This is a genomic window from Ruegeria sp. N11, from assembly GCF_056531525.1.
The window spans coordinates 96,727-116,635 of the sequence record NZ_JBQFLX010000016.1 but is presented as its reverse complement, the minus strand read 5'-3'; the positions used below and the strand labels follow the sequence as shown (position 1 = coordinate 116,635).

Annotated in this window: 19 protein-coding genes; 5 read left to right on the top strand and 14 right to left on the bottom strand. The window is 58.8% G+C overall.

The window, feature by feature from the left end; genetic code table 11:
- Nucleotides 1-62 precede the first annotated feature (62 nt).
- Nucleotides 63-1,259 (top strand): UbiH/UbiF family hydroxylase, encoded by a 1,197-nt coding sequence (locus tag ACR0J8_RS17200; protein ID WP_480526448.1) that lies wholly within the window; start codon nucleotides 63-65, stop codon nucleotides 1,257-1,259.
- 15 nt (nucleotides 1,260-1,274) lie between these two features.
- Here ACR0J8_RS17200 and ACR0J8_RS17195 read toward each other — a convergent pair whose 3' ends face one another.
- Entirely contained in the window at nucleotides 1,275-2,402 is a 1,128-nt protein-coding gene (locus tag ACR0J8_RS17195) for an aminotransferase class V-fold PLP-dependent enzyme (protein ID WP_480891317.1), read from the bottom strand.
- 234 nt (nucleotides 2,403-2,636) lie between these two features.
- Here ACR0J8_RS17195 and ACR0J8_RS17190 point away from each other — a divergent pair, with 234 nt between their 5' ends.
- Entirely contained in the window at nucleotides 2,637-3,338 is a 702-nt protein-coding gene (locus tag ACR0J8_RS17190) for a GntR family transcriptional regulator (protein WP_170806135.1), read from the top strand.
- 1 nt (nucleotide 3,339) lies between these two features.
- Here the strand turns inward: ACR0J8_RS17190 and ACR0J8_RS17185 are convergent, their stop codons facing one another.
- Both ACR0J8_RS17185 and ACR0J8_RS17180 read right to left on the bottom strand, forming a co-directional pair.
- Nucleotides 3,340-3,798, bottom strand: a complete 459-nt coding sequence (locus tag ACR0J8_RS17185) for an Lrp/AsnC family transcriptional regulator (protein ID WP_170616435.1) — start codon at nucleotides 3,796-3,798, stop codon at nucleotides 3,340-3,342.
- Nucleotides 3,795-4,250 carry an Lrp/AsnC family transcriptional regulator gene (locus ACR0J8_RS17180; RefSeq protein WP_170616437.1) on the bottom strand — a complete coding sequence of 152 codons (456 nt, stop codon included), beginning with the start codon at nucleotides 4,248-4,250 and terminating at the stop codon, nucleotides 3,795-3,797. Before ACR0J8_RS17180 ends, ACR0J8_RS17185 begins: the two co-directional genes overlap by 4 nt.
- A gap of 130 nt (nucleotides 4,251-4,380) precedes the next feature.
- Between ACR0J8_RS17180 and ilvC the strand changes: the two genes are divergently transcribed.
- Nucleotides 4,381-5,403: a ketol-acid reductoisomerase gene (gene ilvC / locus ACR0J8_RS17175; protein WP_170616439.1), complete on the top strand. Its 1,023-nt coding sequence runs from the start codon at nucleotides 4,381-4,383 to the stop codon at nucleotides 5,401-5,403.
- Between the two features lie 45 nt (nucleotides 5,404-5,448).
- Here ilvC and ACR0J8_RS17170 read toward each other — a convergent pair whose 3' ends face one another.
- Complete coding sequence (locus ACR0J8_RS17170) at nucleotides 5,449-5,904, bottom strand: SRPBCC family protein (RefSeq protein WP_480891312.1); 456 nt, start codon at nucleotides 5,902-5,904, stop codon at nucleotides 5,449-5,451.
- Nucleotides 5,897-6,211 (bottom strand): metalloregulator ArsR/SmtB family transcription factor, encoded by a 315-nt coding sequence (locus ACR0J8_RS17165; protein ID WP_170806132.1) that lies wholly within the window; start codon nucleotides 6,209-6,211, stop codon nucleotides 5,897-5,899. Before ACR0J8_RS17165 ends, ACR0J8_RS17170 begins: the two co-directional genes overlap by 8 nt.
- A gap of 79 nt (nucleotides 6,212-6,290) precedes the next feature.
- Here ACR0J8_RS17165 and ACR0J8_RS17160 point away from each other — a divergent pair, with 79 nt between their 5' ends.
- Nucleotides 6,291-7,193 carry a DMT family transporter gene (locus ACR0J8_RS17160; protein ID WP_480891309.1) on the top strand — a complete coding sequence of 301 codons (903 nt, stop codon included), beginning with the start codon at nucleotides 6,291-6,293 and terminating at the stop codon, nucleotides 7,191-7,193.
- Here the strand turns inward: ACR0J8_RS17160 and glmM are convergent.
- The 8 genes from glmM to ACR0J8_RS17120 form a co-directional block, all read right to left on the bottom strand.
- Complete coding sequence (gene glmM, locus ACR0J8_RS17155; RefSeq protein ID WP_480526440.1) at nucleotides 7,190-8,533, bottom strand: phosphoglucosamine mutase; 1,344 nt, start codon at nucleotides 8,531-8,533, stop codon at nucleotides 7,190-7,192. The two genes, ACR0J8_RS17160 and glmM, sit on opposite strands and share 4 nt — an antisense overlap.
- Before the next feature lie 36 nt (nucleotides 8,534-8,569).
- Complete coding sequence (folP, locus tag ACR0J8_RS17150) at nucleotides 8,570-9,568, bottom strand: dihydropteroate synthase (RefSeq protein WP_480891305.1); 999 nt, start codon at nucleotides 9,566-9,568, stop codon at nucleotides 8,570-8,572.
- The gene (locus tag ACR0J8_RS17145) at nucleotides 9,565-10,485 is read right to left on the bottom strand and encodes a dihydroneopterin aldolase (RefSeq protein ID WP_480891302.1); all 921 of its coding nucleotides are present in this window, start codon (nucleotides 10,483-10,485) and stop codon (nucleotides 9,565-9,567) included. The genes folP and ACR0J8_RS17145 overlap by 4 nt, the downstream gene beginning before the upstream one ends.
- 196 nt (nucleotides 10,486-10,681) lie before the next feature.
- Complete coding sequence (locus tag ACR0J8_RS17140; protein ID WP_170619755.1) at nucleotides 10,682-11,323, bottom strand: cell wall hydrolase; 642 nt, start codon at nucleotides 11,321-11,323, stop codon at nucleotides 10,682-10,684.
- A gap of 186 nt (nucleotides 11,324-11,509) precedes the next feature.
- Nucleotides 11,510-14,071 (bottom strand): putative PEP-binding protein, encoded by a 2,562-nt coding sequence (locus ACR0J8_RS17135; protein ID WP_321253623.1) that lies wholly within the window; start codon nucleotides 14,069-14,071, stop codon nucleotides 11,510-11,512.
- A gap of 43 nt (nucleotides 14,072-14,114) precedes the next feature.
- Complete coding sequence (gene glyS / locus ACR0J8_RS17130) at nucleotides 14,115-16,334, bottom strand: glycine--tRNA ligase subunit beta (protein WP_480891298.1); 2,220 nt, start codon at nucleotides 16,332-16,334, stop codon at nucleotides 14,115-14,117.
- A 9-nt stretch (nucleotides 16,335-16,343) separates the two neighbouring features.
- Complete coding sequence (gltS, locus tag ACR0J8_RS17125; RefSeq protein ID WP_480891295.1) at nucleotides 16,344-17,555, bottom strand: sodium/glutamate symporter; 1,212 nt, start codon at nucleotides 17,553-17,555, stop codon at nucleotides 16,344-16,346.
- Between the two features lie 10 nt (nucleotides 17,556-17,565).
- Nucleotides 17,566-18,111: a DUF6446 family protein gene (locus ACR0J8_RS17120; protein ID WP_480526430.1), complete on the bottom strand. Its 546-nt coding sequence runs from the start codon at nucleotides 18,109-18,111 to the stop codon at nucleotides 17,566-17,568.
- Nucleotides 18,112-18,182: 71 nt separating this feature from the next.
- On the opposite strand from ACR0J8_RS17120, the gene ACR0J8_RS17115 reads away from it, so the two are divergent.
- Complete coding sequence (locus tag ACR0J8_RS17115) at nucleotides 18,183-18,815, top strand: MarC family protein (protein WP_170616463.1); 633 nt, start codon at nucleotides 18,183-18,185, stop codon at nucleotides 18,813-18,815.
- Between the two features lie 8 nt (nucleotides 18,816-18,823).
- On the opposite strand, the gene ACR0J8_RS17110 is transcribed toward ACR0J8_RS17115, so the two are convergent.
- The gene (locus tag ACR0J8_RS17110; protein ID WP_480526428.1) at nucleotides 18,824-19,753 is read right to left on the bottom strand and encodes a glycine--tRNA ligase subunit alpha; all 930 of its coding nucleotides are present in this window, start codon (nucleotides 19,751-19,753) and stop codon (nucleotides 18,824-18,826) included.
- Nucleotides 19,754-19,909 lie beyond the last annotated feature (156 nt).

Below are 19,909 nucleotides of genomic sequence, written 5' to 3'. Positions count from 1 at the left end.
GATGTCACTTGGCGCCCGGGCCGCAACACCACTAGGGTCTGCGGACAACGGAGAATTTCGCGATGACTGACAGTTGTGACATCCTGATATCAGGTGGCGGTATCGCCGGTCTGACCGCCGCCGCTGCCTTTGGGGCAGCCGGATTTGACGTAATCTGCGTCGACCCTGCCCCGCCCGTGACCGAGCGCGACGTTGAAGGGTCAGACCTTCGAACAACGGCGTTTCTGCAACCCGCCCGGGTTTTGCTGGAACAATGCGGGCTGTGGCAACGTCTGGATGCGCACGCCGCCCCTTTGCAGGTCATGCGCATCGTGGATGCCGGCGGCGACGTGCCTGAACCGCGTGTCGTGCGCAACTTTGATGCCTCGGACATTTCCGACCAGCCTTTCGGCTGGAACCTTCCCAACTGGCTGCTGCGCCGGGAAATGGTGGCGCGGCTGGCCGAGTTGCCCAATGTGGATTTCAGGCCCGGAACCGGCACCACCAGTCTGTTTACCCGCACCGCCGAAGCCCGCGTCGGGCTTAGTGACGGCGCCCGGGTTCGCTGCCGTCTTGTGATCGCAGCAGACGGGCGCAATTCACCCATGCGCGAAGCTGCTGGTATCGGCGTCCGGACAACACGCTATGGTCAGAAAGCGCTGGCTTTTGCGGTCACGCACCCAATCCCGCACGAAAACGTATCAACCGAAATCCACCGCTCCGGCGGGCCATTCACTCTGGTTCCGTTGCCCGACTGGCAGGGTCAGCCGTCCTCTGCGATTGTCTGGATGGAACGTGGTCCTCGTGCGGTCGAGCTCATGAACCTCGACGCCCCGGATTTCGAGGCAGCCATGACCCGTCGATCCTGCGAACTGTTCGGACCGCTCAAGTTAGCGTCGCGCCGCACGATCTGGCCGATCATCAGTCAAGCGGCCGAGCATCTGTCCGGTGAAAGACTCGCCCTGATGGCCGAGGCCGCACATGTGGTTCCGCCGATCGGGGCCCAAGGTCTGAACATGTCGCTGGGGGATCTGCGGTGCCTGCTGGATCTGGCGCAGGCGCGACCGGACGGGCTGGGTGATTCCCAGATGCTGGCGGCCTACCACAAAGCACGCCACACCGAGATCGAATTGCGTGTCAAAGGCATCGACCTGTTAAACCGCGCCTCAATGATCGAAGCGCGTCCATTGCGTGACGCCCGCGCCATGAGCCTGAATGCTCTTTATTCACTGGCGCCGGTGCGCAAAACGCTTATGCAGATGGGCCTCGGCATGCGCTGAGGCCCGATTGCCGGCTCAAATCACCTGATCCAGAACCCGTTTCAGACGTTGGATGGTGCCGTCCACGTCATACAGCTTGTCCAGCCCAAACAGACCAAGGCGGAACGTGCTGAACCCTTCAGGTTCGTCGCATTGCAGCGGCACGCCCGCCGCGATCTGCATACCCAGCGCTGCGAATTTCTTGCCGTTCTGAACATCGGGATCCGATGTATAACTGACGACAACACCGGGCGCGCCAAATCCGTCGGCGGCCACCGAGACAATTCCCTTGTCCTTCAGAATCACCCGCACACCATTCCCCAGCGCCCATTGCGCATCACGCAGCTTTTCGAAACCATAATCACGGGTTTCAATCATTGTTTCACGAAACGCACGAAGCGCATCCGTTGGCATCGTGGCGTGATAGGCGTGACCGCCATTTTCGTAAGCCTGCATGATCTGGCGCCACTTTTTCAGATCGATAGCAAAACTGTCCGACGTCGTTTGCTCAAGACGCGCTTCGGCCTGTTCGGACAACATGACCAAACCGGCGCAGGGCGACGCGCTCCATCCCTTCTGTGGCGCGGAAATCAGAACATCAACACCGGTTGCCTTCATGTCGATCCAGGCGCACCCCGAAGCGATGCAGTCCAATACCATCAGCGCGCCGACTTCGTGCGCGGCTGCAGCCATGGCCGCCACATAGTCGTCAGGCAGAATCACACCTGCAGCGGTTTCCACATGCGGTGCGAACACGACATCCGGACGTTGTTCACGAACGGTCGTCACGACCTCGTCAATCGGGGCCGGTGCAAAGGGCGACGGGCTGGTATTTCCGGTCTGGCGCGCTTTCATCACAGTGGCCGAGGCCGTCAATCCACCTGTTTCGATGATCTGGCTCCAGCGGTACGAAAACCAACCATTGCGAACCACCAGAACATTGGCGTTCTGTGCAAACTGGCGGGCAACGGCCTCCATAGCATAGGTTCCGCCCCCGGGGATCACCGCAATTCCGTCAGCGTTATAGACCTGTTTCAACATATCCGAGATATCGCGCATCACCTGCTGAAAGGATGCCGACATGTGATTTAGGGACCGGTCCGTAAAAACCACCGAGAATTCTTCGAGACCGTTTGGGTCAACACTGTCCAGCAAAGCGGGCATGATTTTTCCTTTCCTGAGAGGTTCCTGAAGTTCTGAACGTTTTGGCGAATTTCGTAAAGCACCTTACGCACGTCACATGTTGACGCAACGGAACCTTTCTCTTCAGATTGTTTTTTGCATCTCACACGGCCCGATCAAGGCACAAATGACGCCAATTAGGGTCACCCCTACTTTACACTTTGACGTGTTTCTGACCAGATACATACACTTTGTACAAGAAAGGTAATTTCGCAGGTGACAGGGCAAAAACGGATAAGTTTTCAGGTAGTTCGCGACGAAGTCAAAAGAAGGATCGAAGCCCGTATTTGGCCGCAGGGATCTTTGCTGCCGACCGAGACACAGCTGGCCGAAGAGTTCAATTGCGCCCGCGCGACCGTAAACCGGGCCCTTCGGGAACTGGCCGAACAAGGCTATGTCGAAAGAAAGCGGAAAAGCGGGACACGGGTCAAAAAAGAACCCAGCAAACATGCCAAGCTGGAAATCTCGCTCGCGCGCCAGACAGTGGAAAACCAGAATGCCACCTATCGCTACGCTTTGGTCGAACGAAACGTCGTACCCAGCCCTGGCTGGCTGGCATCGCAACTGAGCGTTTCACCGGACGCGCGCGTCCTTCATATCATCTGCATGCACTACGCGGACAACCGCCCCTTTCAGCTAGAAGAACGCTGGATCAATATCGAGGCCGTTCCGGATGTCGAACACGCCGATCTGAACCAAAACGGGCCGCATGAATGGTTGCTGAAGACCGCACCCTTTACCGAAGCCGAAATCGCGTTCTGTGCCGTTTCCGCTGACGGGCGACTGGCCGAATTCATGGGGACCACGACCGGCACCTCAATGATTCAGCTTGAGCGCACGACCTGGAAAGACGGAGAGCCGATGGCGTTTGCCCGCATGACGCATCACCCGGGTTTCTGCATCCGCTCAAAATACTGACTTATCCGATCGGGCCCGGAAGACGCTCTTCACTCAGCAGCACATTGGCCTCGACGTCACCGGCCCCAGGCAATGTCATGATGCGCCGCCGCAGGACGCGTTCAAAGTCCGACAGATCCCGCGCGACGACCCGAAGTCGGTAGTCATAAAGACCCAGCACATGCTCGACCGTCTGAACCTCGGGAATGGCGCTTACGGCACGTTCGAAATCCTCAAGGCTGACCTGCCCTTTGCGCGCCAGTTTCACACCCAGAAACACCGTCACCCCAAACCCCAAGGCCTCGGCGTTCAACCGTAACCGGCGCCCCTTGATGATACCTTCCTCCTCAAGCCTGCGGATACGCCGCCAGGTTGCCGGTTGCGAAAGGCCAAACCGTCGCCCCAACGCGCCCGCGCTTTGCGCCGCATCCTGCGCCAACGCACGTAAGATCTTGCGGTCGGTTTCGTCCAGTTCCGTCATACCGGCAGCACCTCGTCCCGTTTCACCCGGGCAATATGCATCAGCGCTTCGATGTCAGCGATGTGCGGCAACGTCAGAATGCGGTCACGATACACCTGCTGGTAGTGGGACATATCCCGCGCCAAAACGGAAAGGCGCACGTCGACCCGCCCGAGGAAGGTCTGAATCTCGATCACTTCGGCCACTTTGCGTGCGGCTGCGGTGAACTCGTCAAAGGCACGTGGCTGGGTCTTGTCAAGCGTGATCCTCAGCGAAACCTCAACCGCATACCCAAGCGCGACCCAGTCGATCACGGCCTCCTGCCCCTGAATGATCCCTGCCGCCTGCATCTTTTCAATCCGCCGCCAGCACACCCCTGCACTGATCCTGCACCGCTCGGCGAGTTCGGCTGTGGTCAGGCTCGGATCGGCCTGGAAATGACGCAGGATGCGACGGTCAGTATCGTCAAGCATGATTTTTTCACAAGATAGATATTTTGCGAATTATTCTTCATCTTTTTACAAATACTCAACCCCAATGCTATCGCCATTGCGCCGACGGACAGATAGAACCACCGCAATCGAAACTGAAAGGACCGGCAAAATGCGTGTCTATTACGATCGCGATTGCGACATCAACCTGATCAAAGACAAGAAAGTGGCCATCCTGGGCTATGGCAGCCAGGGACACGCACACGCGCTGAACCTGCGCGACTCGGGTGCCAAGAACCTGGTCATCGCCCTGCGCGAAGGCTCGCCCTCGGCCAAGAAAGCCGAAGCCGAAGGTCTGCAGGTGATGGGCATTGCCGAAGCCGCCGCATGGTGCGACGTCATCATGTTCACCATGCCCGACGAGCTGCAGGCCGAAACCTACAAGAAATATGTGCATGACAACATTAAGCCCGGCGCGGCCATTGCCTTTGCCCATGGCCTGAACGTCCACTTTGGCCTGATCGAGCCGAAAGAAGGCGTTGACGTCATCATGATGGCCCCCAAGGGCCCCGGACACACCGTGCGGGGCGAATATGTCAAAGGCGGCGGCGTGCCCTGTCTGGTCGCCGTGAACAACGACGCCACCGGCAAGGCGCTGGAAATCGGTCTGTCCTATTGCTCGGCCATCGGTGGCGGCCGCTCGGGCATCATCGAGACCAACTTCCGCGAAGAGTGCGAAACCGACCTGTTCGGCGAGCAGGCCGTTCTGTGCGGCGGCATCGTCGAACTGATCCGCTGCGGCTTCGAGACGCTGGTCGAGGCAGGTTATGCACCGGAAATGGCCTATTTCGAGTGTCTGCACGAAACCAAGCTGATCGTTGACCTGATCTATGAAGGCGGCATCGCGAACATGGATTACTCGATCTCGAACACCGCCGAGTATGGCCAATATGTCACCGGCCCGCGGATCCTGCCCTATGAGCAGACCAAGAAGGCGATGAAAGAGACCCTGTCGGACATCCAGACCGGTAAGTTCGTGCGTGACTTCATGCTGGAAAACGCTGTTGGCCAACCGACCATCAAAGCGGCCCGCCGTCACAACGATGAACATCAGATCGAGCAGGTCGGTAAGAAACTGCGTGACATGATGCCCTGGATCTCGGCCGGCAAACTGGTCGATCAGGAAAAGAACTGAGCCTGACTTTTGTCAGCACAAGGGCGGCCCCGGTGGCCGCCCTTTTCAGTTTGCAACCGCATTTCGATAGCACTCGCCCAGAACGTAATCCCAGCCGCCGTCGTAACTGCCGCGTTTGTCCGGTGCTTCGGTTGCCCAGACCTGCCAGCCGGAATGGGTAAGGACTACCTTTGTTTGCCCCGGCCCGTGGTCTTCAAATTCGACTGTCACCAGGGTGGAAAGCTTTTCGTCTGTTCCGGGATGCCAGGTAAACGCCACCTTTTGCCCGGGCGCAAACGACAGAACCTCTCCCCAGTCCGAACGTGTGCCGTCAAACATGGTTTCGTAAATCGCGCCGCCTACAAACGGCTCGATCGAGACAGAAAGTGCCGGTCTACGGTATGCGGCGGACACGGCATGGCCATGCAGCGGCCACCATTTTCCAATCCGGTTCACAAATACATCAAATGCCCGTTCACGCGTCGCATTTACAATCACCGTTTTGACGATGGGATCAGTCATGGTTCTGTCCCTTCTCATTAAATTCGGCCGCATAACCTTCCAGCACTTCGGACCAATACCGGTCCAGCCAATCCCGCAACTCGGCAAGCCCCTCGGGGCGGGCAGCATATATCCGCCGGGTCCCTTCGGCACGGCACACCACGAGGCCCGCATCGGTTAGAACCCGAAGATGCTGGGACACGGCAGGACGACTGACAGGCATGTTTTCAGCCAATTCCCCAACTGCCTGCGGCTTGATTGCAATCGCTTCGAACAATTGTCGCCGGGTGGGATCACTTAAAGCAGAGAATACATATTGGTTAGCCATCACTTACCGTAAGTAAGAACTTACTGATTGTCAAATATGGCGGCGTGACATCCCCGGATGCGCAAGATAAGGGGAAGCCATGGTAGAGAGCCCCAATTCACGCGACTGGAGCGGTGTTGTAACGCTTGGCCTGATCTGGGGCGGCACTTTCATGGTCGTTGCCATGGCCCTGAAAGGTTACGGCCCGATCACCGTGGCAACCGCCCGAACGACACTGGGTGCACTGACTTTGCTGTTGATGATGGCGGCGACGGGCCGAAAAATTCCCACTGGAAACCCGGCACTCTGGTGGTCGATCATAATCATCGGCATCCTGTCGACAGCCCTGCCCTTTGTCCTGCTAAGCTGGGGACAGCAATTTGTTCCGTCAGCCTTTGCCGGGCTTTCCATGGCCGCAATCCCGTTAATGGTTTTGCCGCTTGCCCATTTCTTTTCCGATGAACCGATGAATGCGCGCAGACTGTTCGGCGTAACCCTTGGGTTCACCGGTGCGCTGATACTGATCGGGCCAGGTCTTGCACAATTGGGGTCGGGGGCTGAACCCATGGCTCAACTGGCCTGCGTCGGTGCAGCATTGTCCTACGCCCTGGCCTCGATCTTCACCCGCCGCTGCCCGCCCGTTGATCCGGTTGTCCTGGCCGCCTTGACGCTTGTGGTCGGTGCTGTGCTGTTGCTGCCGATCATGTTGGTTTACGAAGGTATTCCCCGTTGGGAAGGCACCCGGCCCGGTCTTGCCATCATCGTGCTGGGCCTGTTCCCCACTGCCTTTGCAACGCTCCTGCGGGTTTCCATCATTCGCAGCGCCGGATCCGTTTTCCTTACCCTGGTGAACTATCAGGTTCCAATCTGGTCAATGGTGTTTGGCGCTTGGATCCTGTCCGAAGCGCTGCCTTTCCGGTTCTATCTGGCGCTGGCAATGATCCTGACGGGGCTGGCCATCAGCCAATGGTTCAGCCTTCAGAAACTGCTTTTCAGACGCTAGCCAGCCGCCGCCTCGACCTCGGAGACGATGCGGTCAACGACTTGATTCAACAGGGTATCATCTTCGCATTCGGCCATGACACGGATCAGCGGCTCAGTCCCGGACATGCGAATCAACAAACGCCCCTGCCCGTTCAATCGCGCTTCGGCATCGGCTATCGCCGTCTTGACGTTCTGAGCTTCCAGGGGATGCTGGCCAACTTCGTAACGGACGTTTTTCAGCAATTGCGGAACTTTCTCAAACTGCTGCGAGATCTCGGAGGCGCTGCGGTCAGCCCGAACCATTTCCGCCAGGAAATGCAGCCCTGCCATCAGCCCGTCCCCGGTGGTTGCGTAGTCCGTCATCACGATATGACCCGACTGCTCGCCGCCCAGATTGAACCCGCCTTCGCGCATGCGTTCTACAACATAGCGGTCACCTACCGCTGTGCGTTCAAGTCGCAGCCCCCGCGCAGCCAGGTGCCGCTCGAGCCCGAGGTTGGACATGACCGTTGCCACCAACGCCCCGCCGGTCAGCCGATCAGCACGGGCCCAGCTGCTGGCGAGCAGCGCCATCAACTGATCACCATCGGCAACTTGCCCCTGTTCATCGACAATCACGACCCGGTCTGCATCACCGTCCAGGCAAATCCCTACATCGGCACCGTGGGCCACTACGGTTTCCGCCGCCATTTGCGGTTTGGTCGACCCGCAGTTAAGGTTGATGTTCTTGCCGTTGGGCGCGATGCCAATCGGAATGACCTCGGCACCCAACTCCCACAGAACCTCCGGGGCGGTGCGGTGCGCAGCGCCATTGGCGCAGTCGATCACAACTTTCAGACCATCGAGCCGCAATTCACGTGGCAACGAGGATTTCACACGCTCGCCATAGCGGAACCGCGCATCATCCACGCGACGCGCCCTTCCAATATTCTGAGCTTTGGCGGGGTGGACGCCTTGTTCAATCAGGTCTTCGATATCCATTTCGGCCTGATCTGACAGTTTGAAGCCGTCGGGGCCAAAAAACTTGATCCCGTTGTCTTCAGCCGGGTTGTGGCTGGCAGAAATCATCACGCCCAGATCAGCGCGCATCGACCGGGTCATCAGACCCACCGCCGGTGTTGGCACCGGGCCCAGCAGCAACACGTTCATACCGGTCGAAGTCAAACCTGCCGTCAGCGCGTTTTCCAGCATATAGCCCGAAAGGCGCGTATCCTTGCCGATGACCACGCGGTGCACGCCGGAGGCGTCGCGCCGGAAGTATCGCCCGACTGCCGCACCAATGCGCAAAGCCATTTCCGCCGTCATCGGATGCGTGTTGGCAGTGCCCCGCACCCCGTCGGTTCCGAACAATTTGCGCATCGGCGTTTTCTCCAAAATACCAGCTTTGGGACCGGATTACCGGACGGCAGTCCACAAGCGCAAGGCCTGAGCCGTCTCGGCCACATCATGGACCCGAATGATCTGCACACCTTGCGACAATCCGGCCAACGCAACAGCAATTGATCCTGGCGCACGCGCATCCTTGCGCGGTTCTTTGCCGATCTGACCGATGAATCCCTTGCGCGACACGCCCAACAGGATCGGGCAACCCAACCCGTGAAACAGGCTGAGGTTCCGCAACAGGGTCAAGTTATGAGCCTCGGTTTTGCCGAACCCAATGCCCGGATCGGCAATGATCTGGTCCCGGTTCAGGCCAAGGCCCTCAAGATGTTCGATCTGTCCATTGAGGAAATCGTATACATCCAGCAGGACGTCATCATATTGCGGGTCATCCTGCATCGTCGCGGGATCACCCTGCATGTGCATGAGGCAGACCGGGGCAGCGACCCGGGCACAAAACGGGGCCAGATCCGGATCAAAGGTAAACCCTGACACGTCGTTGATCAGCCCTGCCCCGGCTGCCCAGGCGGCTTCGGCGACGCTGGCCTTGCGTGTATCGATTGAAACCAAAGCATCCGTTTCCGCGCAGATCGCGGAAATCAGCGGGCGCGTCCGCTCGATCTCTTCAGCTTCCGGAACATATTCGGCGCCCGGACGGGTGGATTCCCCACCAATGTCCAGAATGCTGGCGCCATGCGTGACCATGGATTTAGCTGCGGTCACAGCGGCTTCGACCGAATTGTGCAGACCTCCGTCCGAGAAGCTGTCGGGCGTTGCGTTCAAAATGCCCATGATCTGCGGGACCGTCATGTCCAGACCTGCAACTGCCGCCCTTTTGCGGGTCAGGCGGCTGATCACTTCTTCCGGGATGTCGTTCACGGCGACCAGAACCGGGTCGCCGTCGCGTGTCAGTTTTTCCGCATGGGTGAACCACAAATCCTGCCCAGCCAACGACACCGCATGGGTCGGGCGCGTCAGTCCGTGCTGTACAAGAGGACGAAAATACGCGGTCACAGTTTGGCCTGATCCACCGGCACCGCCCGCAGGGGAGTTTTGGGAGCCTCTGGAAGATCGCCGCCTATGACCAACATCTCGCTGGCTTCGAATGTTGCCGCGAACCACGCTGCCAACGCAACCGAATCGGACGGCGCCGCTGACGGGCCATCCACCGCATCCAGAACGATCTTGGACGGCGCCCAGACACAAATCTGGCCGTTCTTCATGGCCCAATCCAGCTCTGTCCGCGTTGAAACCACCACGCACCGGTGATCGCGCGCCGCCAATACCCATGCATTTTGTTCAATGGCCAGCAGGTCGATCCGACGTTGTGTCATTGCATGACCGGTTTTCGGAACAGTCAGGTCCGATGCCCCGACACACAGGATCAGAGGGCGCTGACGGCTTTCAAGCTGATCGATCCAACCGGTCAGATTTTTCGACTGCATCGCCTCGTTCGACAAATAAACCAGACGTGGATGCGGCCGCTCTTCTTCAATCAGGTCATGATGGACCGTGTCCTTGCCGCGAACGATCTCGACGCCCAAAGCACCTGGACCCCGGTCCAGCTTTTCTATTCTGACAAAAGCCCTTACAGCCTGAGGTTCAAGCAAGATACGCTCGGCGATCCGGTCCGCCAAAGTTTCCAGAAGGTTCAACCGCTCAGCAGCCAGTTCAAATGCAATGGCTTCTGTGACGCGGTCGTAGGACAGAATCCGGTCGACATCATCATCAATCGGATCGCTGATCGGGCGCACTTCGACCACGATGTTGAAACAGATGCGCTGCGTTGTTCCCCGCTCGGCCTGAAATGCGCCGATTTCCACTTCGACGATGTGATCGCGCAGTGAAATACGGTCCAGAGGACCCCGGGACGCTGTCGCTTCCGAGCGTTCGGACGGGTGCGCAAAGGCAAGGCGGATTTCAGAACTCATGGGTATGGCCTTTTCGGGCTCGGGCAGTGCAGGTTGCCTATCATAGGCGGTGCGCAGGCCTATAACATTCATACAAACGCCATTCCAACCGCCTAAAACGCCACTTGGGCCATTTGCACCGGCGAGAACTTGCGAAACCCGAGCGTGCGAATGCCGGTTCAGCATTCGCGGTGCTTAGTCACCAATCGGAAGCAGGTCAGTTGCTCGCGGTACGGTAATTGTGACGATAGAAGATGTGCACACCGATCCGGGCGGTTTCCTTGTACACCCGCGACCAAGACGGGCGTACGGCTTTGGTGTGATAATGCGTTGCCCCTTCGGTCAGTTGATCTGCAATCCCATCAATGGACGTGCGGGCAACTTTAGCGACACGCTCATAGGCTTTCTTTTCGTGAATGACCTCTTTGCGGCCATCGCAGGTGTAGGTGAACTGACACTGGTACTTCTTGCCCGTTCCCTGCTGGATGACACCGCACAGATCATCCGGAAAGCGGCTGCTTTCAACCCGGTTCAAGATAACCTCGGCCACCGCAAACTGACCACGGACGCTTTCGCCGCGTGCCTCGAAGTACAGCGCTTCGGCCAGACACTTCCAATGCTCATCGCCGGTTGCCTTGGGCTGCTGGTCCAACCATTCCTTGGAATAGGATACGTCCAGCGGTTTGGCTTCTTTTCGGGGCGTAAATAGCTTCAGGTAATCACGAAAAACCTGACCCGGCAGTTCACTCCGAGTCACCAGCTCAGCCTTGGCGGAATGAGTCTCTTCCTTCTCGGCGAAGGATACAGTCGGCAGCACGGTTGCTGCCACAGTGGCAACAGCCATTATGTAACGTAGCATCAGATAACCTCGCACAGGCACTTCTCGCGCCATACCCTCCCCCGGCGGGCGCGATGAGGCTCTTAACGCACTGAGGGCGAAAGGTCTACATCTGAAAAAAATGCAAGAGGAAAATTGCCTGCGGGGTCGAGTTTTTTCGACCACAGGTCCTTCCAAAACCACTATTCCTAGGGCTTGCGACCCTTGTCAACCCCCAAGTCTGGACGAAATCGCCAGTTGAGCGGCAGCCAGCCGAGCGACAGGCACCCGGAAGGGCGAACAGGACACATAGTCAAAACCCAGATCGCGGCAAATCGAGATTGATTCGGGGTTTCCGCCATGTTCGCCGCAGACCGAAAGCGTGACATCCGGCTGCGCGGCACGCCCGCGTTCAGCCCCGAGTTTCAGCAGCTCGCCGACGCCGTCGCGGTCCAGTACATGAAACGGATCTTCGACAAACACGCCCTGGCGCACATAGGCGGACATGAACCTTCCCGCGTCGTCGCGTGACAGCCCATAGGTCATCTGGGTCAGGTCGTTTGTTCCGAAGCTGAGGAACGAGGTCTGTGGCGCGATCTCATCCGCACGCAGGCACGCACGCGGTGTTTCCACCATGACGCCCAGTCTGTATTCGAATTCCTGCCCCTTTTCCGAGGCGACGGCCGCAGCCACGGAGTCGATACGGGACTTCACCAGCTCGACCTCGCGCCTGGCGGAAACCAGCGGAATCATGACTTCGGGCACGACGGCCGCACCATCCATACTGGCTTCGATCGTGGCCTCGAAGATGGCCCGCGCCTGCATGTCATAGATTTCAGGCACCGTAACCCCCAGACGCACGCCGCGCAGGCCCAGCATCGGGTTGTATTCAGTCATCGCATTGACCTGCCGCTCGACATCCGACACCGGCAGATCAAGTGCTTCGGCCAGTTCACGTTGCCCTGTACGAGTGGTTGGAAGGAACTCGTGCAATGGCGGGTCGAACAGGCGGATGCAGACAGGTTGCCCTTCCATGATCCGGAAAAGCTGCACGAAATCTTCGCGTTGCATCGGCAGCAAACGTTCCAGCACAGCCGCACGACCCGACGAGGTCTGCGCAAATATCATCTCGCGCATGACAATAAGCCGACCGGGATCGAAAAACATATGCTCGGTTCGGCACAAGCCGATGCCCTGGGCTTGGAAATTCCGCGCGGTCTGTGCGTCCGCCGGCGTGTCTGCGTTGGCGCGGATTGCAATATCGCGCTCGGCGTCGGCCCAACCCATCAGTGTCTGGAAACAATCGTCCAACGCGGCCTCAAGCATCGCGGGCCGACCGGCCAGAACTTGACCCGAACTGCCATCAATTGTCAGTTCGTCACCGGTTTGGAAGACACGCCCGTCCGGAGCGGTCAGCAGCTTCTTTTTTGTCTGGAACCGCATCTCCGACGCGCCAACGATACACGGCAGGCCCAAACCGCGCCCGATAACCGCTGCGTGGCTGGTCATGCCGCCCTTTTCCGTCAGCACTGCCACTGCGGCATGCATACCGCGCACATCCTCGGGCGCAGTTTCGCGCCGCACCAGAATGCAGGGTTCACCACGCGCCGCGCTGGCCTGTGCCTCGGCGGAGGTAAAAACAATCTTGCCTGTTGCCGCACCCGGGCTGGCGGCGATCCCGGTGGTCAGGATGTCCCGCTCTGCCTTGGGGTGTACCTGCCGGTGCAGCAACTCGTTCAATGAGTGCGGATCAACGCGCATCACCGCGTCCTGCGGCGGCACAATACCGTCTTCGGCCAGACGCACGGCTATCCGCATCGCGGCGCGGGCACTGCGCTGAACGCGTACCCCGTCCAGAATATGCACGTGTCCGTTTTCGATAACGAATTCGACCTGCATTTCCTCACGCAGCTTTTCGCGCATCAGCGCGGCATGAGATTTCAGGTCGTTAAATGCATCGGGGGCCAGCTCTTCGAGTGACAAGCCGCGCGGGTCTTTTTCGAGATACAGCGCCGCCACGTCTTCGCCCAAAGCGTCCCGACCCTGGCTTTGACTCAGGTAACGGCCCGTGATCTGCGGCAGCCCGGTCGTGGAATCCACAAGCTGCAGAACTCCGGAACCGCATTCCCCCTGCCCGACGCCCGGTATCATTTCCTGAATGACAAGGCCAAGGCCGGCATCGGCCGGCGCGCCCTTGGCCTGACGCAGCAAACGCGCGGAAGTGCCATCCCAGGCTCGGGCCATCGAACGTAGAACACCGATTAGTTGCTCGCCCCGATCCTGCGGAAAGGCCTCTTCGGCTTCATCTTCGTAAGCGCGCAAGGACTGGCGCAACCCCTCGCGACCGGTGAGATCGATATCATCAAACAGGTCAGGGTCCAGCCGGGCAACATGGATGGCATAACTCTGGACAAAACGCAGATACAGTGCGGCCGCTGCTTCAGCTCCCATCTTGTCGGACAGGTCAACAAAGCGGGCGTCGTTCATGCCGATGTTCAGAACCGCGCCCGGCCCGCCCCAGTCGGGGTCCTCGGAGCTGGGACGCACACACAGCAATGCAGTCGGTTCGAACTGTTCCAGAATGGCGGCGATGTCGGGGATATGACCTTCGGCGATCCGGTGGACCGCATCGAATGACAAGGCGACCGTGCGCGGGACCGGCAGGTCAAGCCGGACCAGACGTTGCAGGCATTTCGCCCGGCCGCCATGGGTATGGGCGGCGACGGGCGCGTCGGATGTGATCAGCGTTGTATGCGGGTTATTCTGCACTGCGGCACCTTTTGATTTCACCGCAGCATAAGCGCAAACACTGTTGGCGCAAGTGAGTTCTGGGTCAGCCTTCGATCTTGCTGAGGTCGGCGACGCCCAGACAAACCCGGCGGATCTGGCTGAGCAGGTTCAGACGGTTGCGGCGGAGAATATCATTGTCGGTATTCACCTGAACCTCGTCAAAGAACGCATCGACCGGGCCGCGCAACGCGGCCATGGTAGCCATCGCCTTTGGAAAGTCCTCGGCCTTCAGCGCAGGTTCGATTTCGGCCTGCGCCTGATCCAGCGCAGCAAACAGCGCCCTTTCGCTGTCGGTCTCCGCAAATTTTATGTCGGCGCCATAGGAGTATTCGACGCCATCCTTCTCCTCGGCCTGTGTCAGGATGTTGTTGGCGCGTTTGAACCCCTGCACGAGGTTCTCTCCATCCTCGGTCGCAATCACCGCATTCAGCGCGCGGGCGCGTTTGACCAGCAGGTTGAGGTCGTCATTGCCGTCCATCGCGATACAGGCGTCGATGATGTCGTGGCGGATACCCTCGTCACGCAGGAAGACTTTGAGGCGGTCATGGAAGAAGGAGAGGAGGTCGTCAGATGCGTCTGGAACCTTTTTCTCCAGCTCAAGAAACGCCGCCGCTGGTGATCCTTCAAGCCCTTCTTTGACTGTCTGAAAGGCCGCACCAAATACGCCGTGCTCGGCGATTTTTTCCAATAGAACGCGTGTATTCGCTTCCGGCAGCGCGTCGTTGATAGCACTTTCCGCTCGAACCAATTGGCTGTCGAAGAAACGGTCCATCCGAACACGCAGATTGTTATCCAGCACCAGCCGAATAACGCCCAACGCCGCGCGGCGAAGGGCAAATGGGTCTTTCGATCCGGTCGGCTTTTCATCAATCGCCCAGAACCCGGTCAGTGTGTCCAGCTTGTCGGCAAGCGCTACGGTCACCGACAGCGACGCGGTCGGCACGTCATCCGACGGACCCAGCGGCGAGTAGTGCTCCTGTGCCACGGCGGCGACGGTCGCGTCTTCGCCTGCGGCCGCGACGTAGTAGCGGCCCATAAGCCCCTGAAGTTCGGGGAATTCATAGACCATCTCGGAATTCAGATCGGCCTTGGCCAGACGCGCGGCTTTCTCGGCCTGATCCGCATCCGCCCCCGCCACCGGGGCCAGTTCGCGGGCCAGCGCTGCGATGCGGTCGATCCGTTCGGCCTGCGTGCCCAGTTTGTTGTGGAAGGTCACATTCTCCAGCGCACGGGTCCACTGGGCGATGTCCGACTTGGCAACGCGCAGGTCGTTCTCCCAGAAAAACTTGGCGTCTGCCAGACGCGCCGACAGAACCTTCTGGTTCCCGGCCAGAATGGTTGCCCCGTTGTCAGCGGTTTCACGGTTTGCAACGGTAATGAACTGTTCGATCCGACCCGTTTTGGGATTGCGGACCGAAAAGAACTTCTGGTGTTCCTTCATCGAGGTTTGCAGAACCTCGGGTGGCAAATCCAGGAATTCACTATCAATCTTGCCCATCAGAACGACCGGCCATTCGACCAGACCGGCGACCTCGGCCAGTAGCCCGTTATCCTCGACCACTTCAAGACCGGCAGCGAAGGCAAGGTTCTGGGCGTCATTCCAGATATGTTCGGCGCGCTCCTCGGGAGACAATACAACAAAGGCTCGCTTCAACTTGGCCGAATAGTCCTCGAAAGACGAAACCGAGAAACGATCCGGCGCCATGAAGCGATGACCGGCGGTTCTGTCCCCGGCGGTGATCCCCTCGACCTCAAGCGGAACCACCTGCGCTCCGGCCTCGTCGGTCAGGATACACAGGATCGAGTGCAAAGGGCGTACCCAGCGCATCGGGCCACTGCCCCAGCGCATCGATTTGGGCCAAGGGAAATTGCGGATGGTGGCCTCAAGCACCTCGGACACGATATCGGCAGCCGGGCGACCCGACTTTTTGATGGTTGCGAAATACACCGCACCTTTGGGTGTCTCGCGTTCTTCCAACTGATCGCGGGTCAGGCCCGCGCCGCGCAAAAACCCTTCGATGGCTTTGTCCGGCGCGCCGACCTTCGGGCCTTTACGCTCTTCCCGGATGGTGGGGCTTTCGGCCAGCAACCCCTCGACCGCCAATGTCAGACGGCGCGGAGTGGTCATCGCTGCGGCCCCGGCATACGTCAGACCGGCCTCGACCAGACCATCTGTCACCTTCTTTTTCAGATCCTCACCCGCACGGCGCTGCATGCGTGCGGGGATTTCCTCGGAAAACAGTTCGATCAGCAGGTCGGGCATTTTCGGTCCTTAGAAATTCACGATCGTCTGGATGACGATGGCGTTGGCGATATCCACAAAGAATGCGGATACAAGGGGCAGCACGATAAAGGCAATAGGCGACGGCCCATATCGCTTGGTCACGGCGGTCATATTTGCGATGGCGGTCGGAGTGGCACCCAGCGAAAAACCTCCGAACCCGGCAGCCAGCACCGCAGCGCGGTAATTCGACCCCATGATCGGAAACAGCACCCAGATAACGAATGCCACCGCAAACAGGGTTTGCGCGGTCATGATTGCGGCGATTGCAATTCCAAGTTCCGCAATGGTCCACAATTGCAGGCTCATCAGTGACATGGCCAAAAAAGCACCCAACGCGAACTCGGAGATCAGCGCCAGCGACGGAGTTCGCGCAACCGGAGGGGCTGAGGGCGCGATGGCCGATCGGACGTTGGCGATCACGATGCCCATGATCAGGCAGGGCACGAACAATGGCAGTTTGAGCCCGGCTGCCGTGATGACTTCGCTGAGTGCGTAACCAAGAATGATGGCCAGATTCAGATGAAGCAAAACGCGCATCACCGTCAGGTGATCTATTCCGGCGCTCGCTTCATCCGGATTGTCCGGCAGACCAACGGTGTGCTCTTCTTCCGGCCGATCCGGGCTGAGGCTGCGCCCTTCGATCAGAAACCGAGCGACGGGGCCGCCGACAAGCGCAGCCAGAACAAGACCCAGCGTGGCCACGGCCACACCAAGTTCGGTCGCGCCTTCCAGACCGGTGGCCCGGCCCACTTCCGGGGCCCATGCGATTGCAGTACCGTGACCGCCGATCAGCGCGGCAGAGCCAAACAATACTCCGGATTGCATCGGGTACCCGAACACGACAGCCCCAACCGCGCCAATGACGTTTTGCGCAACAATTGTGATCAGAGTTAGGACAAGAAGCAAAAACAGGGGCTTGCCGCCCGCAATCAGATCCGACAATCGGGCATTCAATCCGATCCCGGCAAAGAACAGCACCAGAAGGAAGTCCCGCGCCGCCAAACCAAAGGACAGTTCAAGACCCGCCACCAAATACAGCAGAAGCACAACGAGCGACGCCAGCAGCCCCCCTGTTACCGGTTCGGGGATGTTGAACTGACGCAGAGTTGCGACCCGGGCGTTGATCTCGGCACCGATCAGGTAAACCGCAAATCCCAGCGTCGCTGTCAGGAAATCGGGGATCTGGACCGTATCAACCAAAATGAACCTCTTACTCCTGTGGCCGCGGCGGACATTCTTCGCCCACAACTGTCCCGTCATAAGCCTTTTCGCCGCAATTGTTCAGCCTGTGCCAGACATAGCCCTGCCCGCCATCGGTCACGGCCACAATGCGATCGACCCCGAAATGGACGTTTTTAATGGCGACATACGCCCGCGCATGTCCGGTTTTCAGCGCATCGGCGACGGCCAAGGCATCATAGCAGTCAAACCAGCCGGGCGCGGTTAGCGGTTCGGGATCGTCGGCAGGCATGAAGGCTGCGGACAAATCTTCCAATGTCAGCTCTGTTTCGAAACAGGCGCGATAGCGGATCGGCGAACTATCCGCGTCAATCGCCTCAAATGCGCTGTATTTGATAGCAACCGGCTGGTTCGTTTTGACTTCCGTCAGAACGACATCCTTGCCCGGTTTCGCTTCGACATCATAGTAGAACCCGTAAATCTGCAAATAATACATGCTGATGCCCGCGATGGCCGCGCACATCAACAGAATGACAACAAGGACCTTTCCGGCCGAACTTTTTCTTTTTTCGCTCATGCTGCCCCTTCATTCATCGTTGAAAATAGGACAACCTCGCGCAGATTGCAGAACTGATCGAGGCACACTGAATGGAAACGACCCTTGCCATCGGCTTTTTTGGCGCGCTTTTCGCGATTATGAACCCGGTCACCAACCTGCCGGTGTTCCTGAGCGTCACACAGAGCCTGTCCGTCGCCGACCAGCGAAAAGTTGCGATCAAGACTGCTGTCTATTGCCTGATCCTGGGTGGAGGGTTTGCCGTCATCGGCAGTCAGGTATTGGGTCTTTTTGGAATCAGCGTCGACGACCTGCGCGTTGCCGGGGGCCTTGTCGTTCTGATGTTCGGGCTGAACATGCTGAACGGTAACGAAAGCAGTTCGCACCATGGCACGCAGGATGAAAAGCAATCCTATGCGACGCTTGAAGCGGTCGCTTTTTACCCGCTTGCATTTCCCATTCTCGTGGGTCCCGGAACGATTACAACCCTGATCCTGTATGCTCATCGCATCAAAAGCCCGACCGAAGCCATTGTGTACACATGTGTTTTTCTTGCGGTCGTGCTGTTGCTTCTGATCACGTTCTGGAACGCCACGGCCCTGGCAAAGCGGCTGTCTGACAACGCGCGCGTGATCATGAGCCGGTTCATGGGCATGATCCTGTCGGCCATCGCAATCGGCATGATCGCGGACGGCCTGAAGGCATTGCTTCCCGGTTTGGCCTGACCGGCCCATCAGCCCGCGTGACCGGCGGCCCCGGTCAGAACAAACGCATCCGCACATTGTTTGGCCAGCGCCCGCACACGCCCGATATACGCCTGACGCTCCGTCACCGAGATCACGCCACGGGCATCAAGCAGGTTGAAGATGTGCGAGGCCTTGATGCATTGGTCATAAGCGGGGTGCGCCATGATGATACGCTTCCCGGTCTTGGGATCGTCATGTTCCTGCGCCAGAATGGCGGCGCATTCTGCCTCGGCCTCTTCGAATTGACGCAGCAATACCTCGGTATTGGCCACATCGAAGTTCCAGCGGGCGTATTCCTCTTCGGTCTGTTTGAAGATGTCGCCATAGGTCAAAGGGCTGGACGATTGCGGGTCGTTGAACGGCATGTCCATCACGTGATCAATGCCCAGCACATACATCGCCAGACGCTCGAGCCCATAGGTCAGTTCACCCGAGACCGGCGCGCAATCATGTCCGCCGACCTGCTGGAAATAGGTGAACTGGCTGACTTCCATCCCGTCGCACCAGACTTCCCAGCCAAGACCCCATGCGCCCAGAGTTGGGCTTTCCCAGTCATCTTCGACAAATCGGATGTCGTGCAATTCCATGTCGATGCCGATCGCCTCGAGGCTGCCCAGATACAACTCCTGCAGATCGGGCGGGCTGGGTTTGATCAGCACCTGATACTGATAATAGTGCTGCAACCGGTTCGGGTTTTCGCCATAGCGACCATCAGTGGGACGGCGCGAGGGCTGCACATAGGCCGCAGCCCAGGGTTTGGACCCCAGCGAGCGGAGCGTCGTGGCAGGATGAAACGTGCCAGCTCCAACTTCCATGTCATAGGGCTGCAGAATGGCGCATCCTTTGGTGGCCCAGTAGGTCTGAAGCCTCAGGATGATCTCCTGAAATGAACGTGGAGCGCTGGACGGTTCGGTCATGACATTTCCCCTGGACGCCGCAGCATCCGTTTCCGGTCGGTTTTGCCCTTCCTATGCAAGGGGTCCGGGGGCGTCAACGGGCCAGTGGGCTCGTCATGTCTCTGTGCGGCCACACTGGAAATTCCCCGTAATCTGGCCATGGCGTTCCGAGGCTGA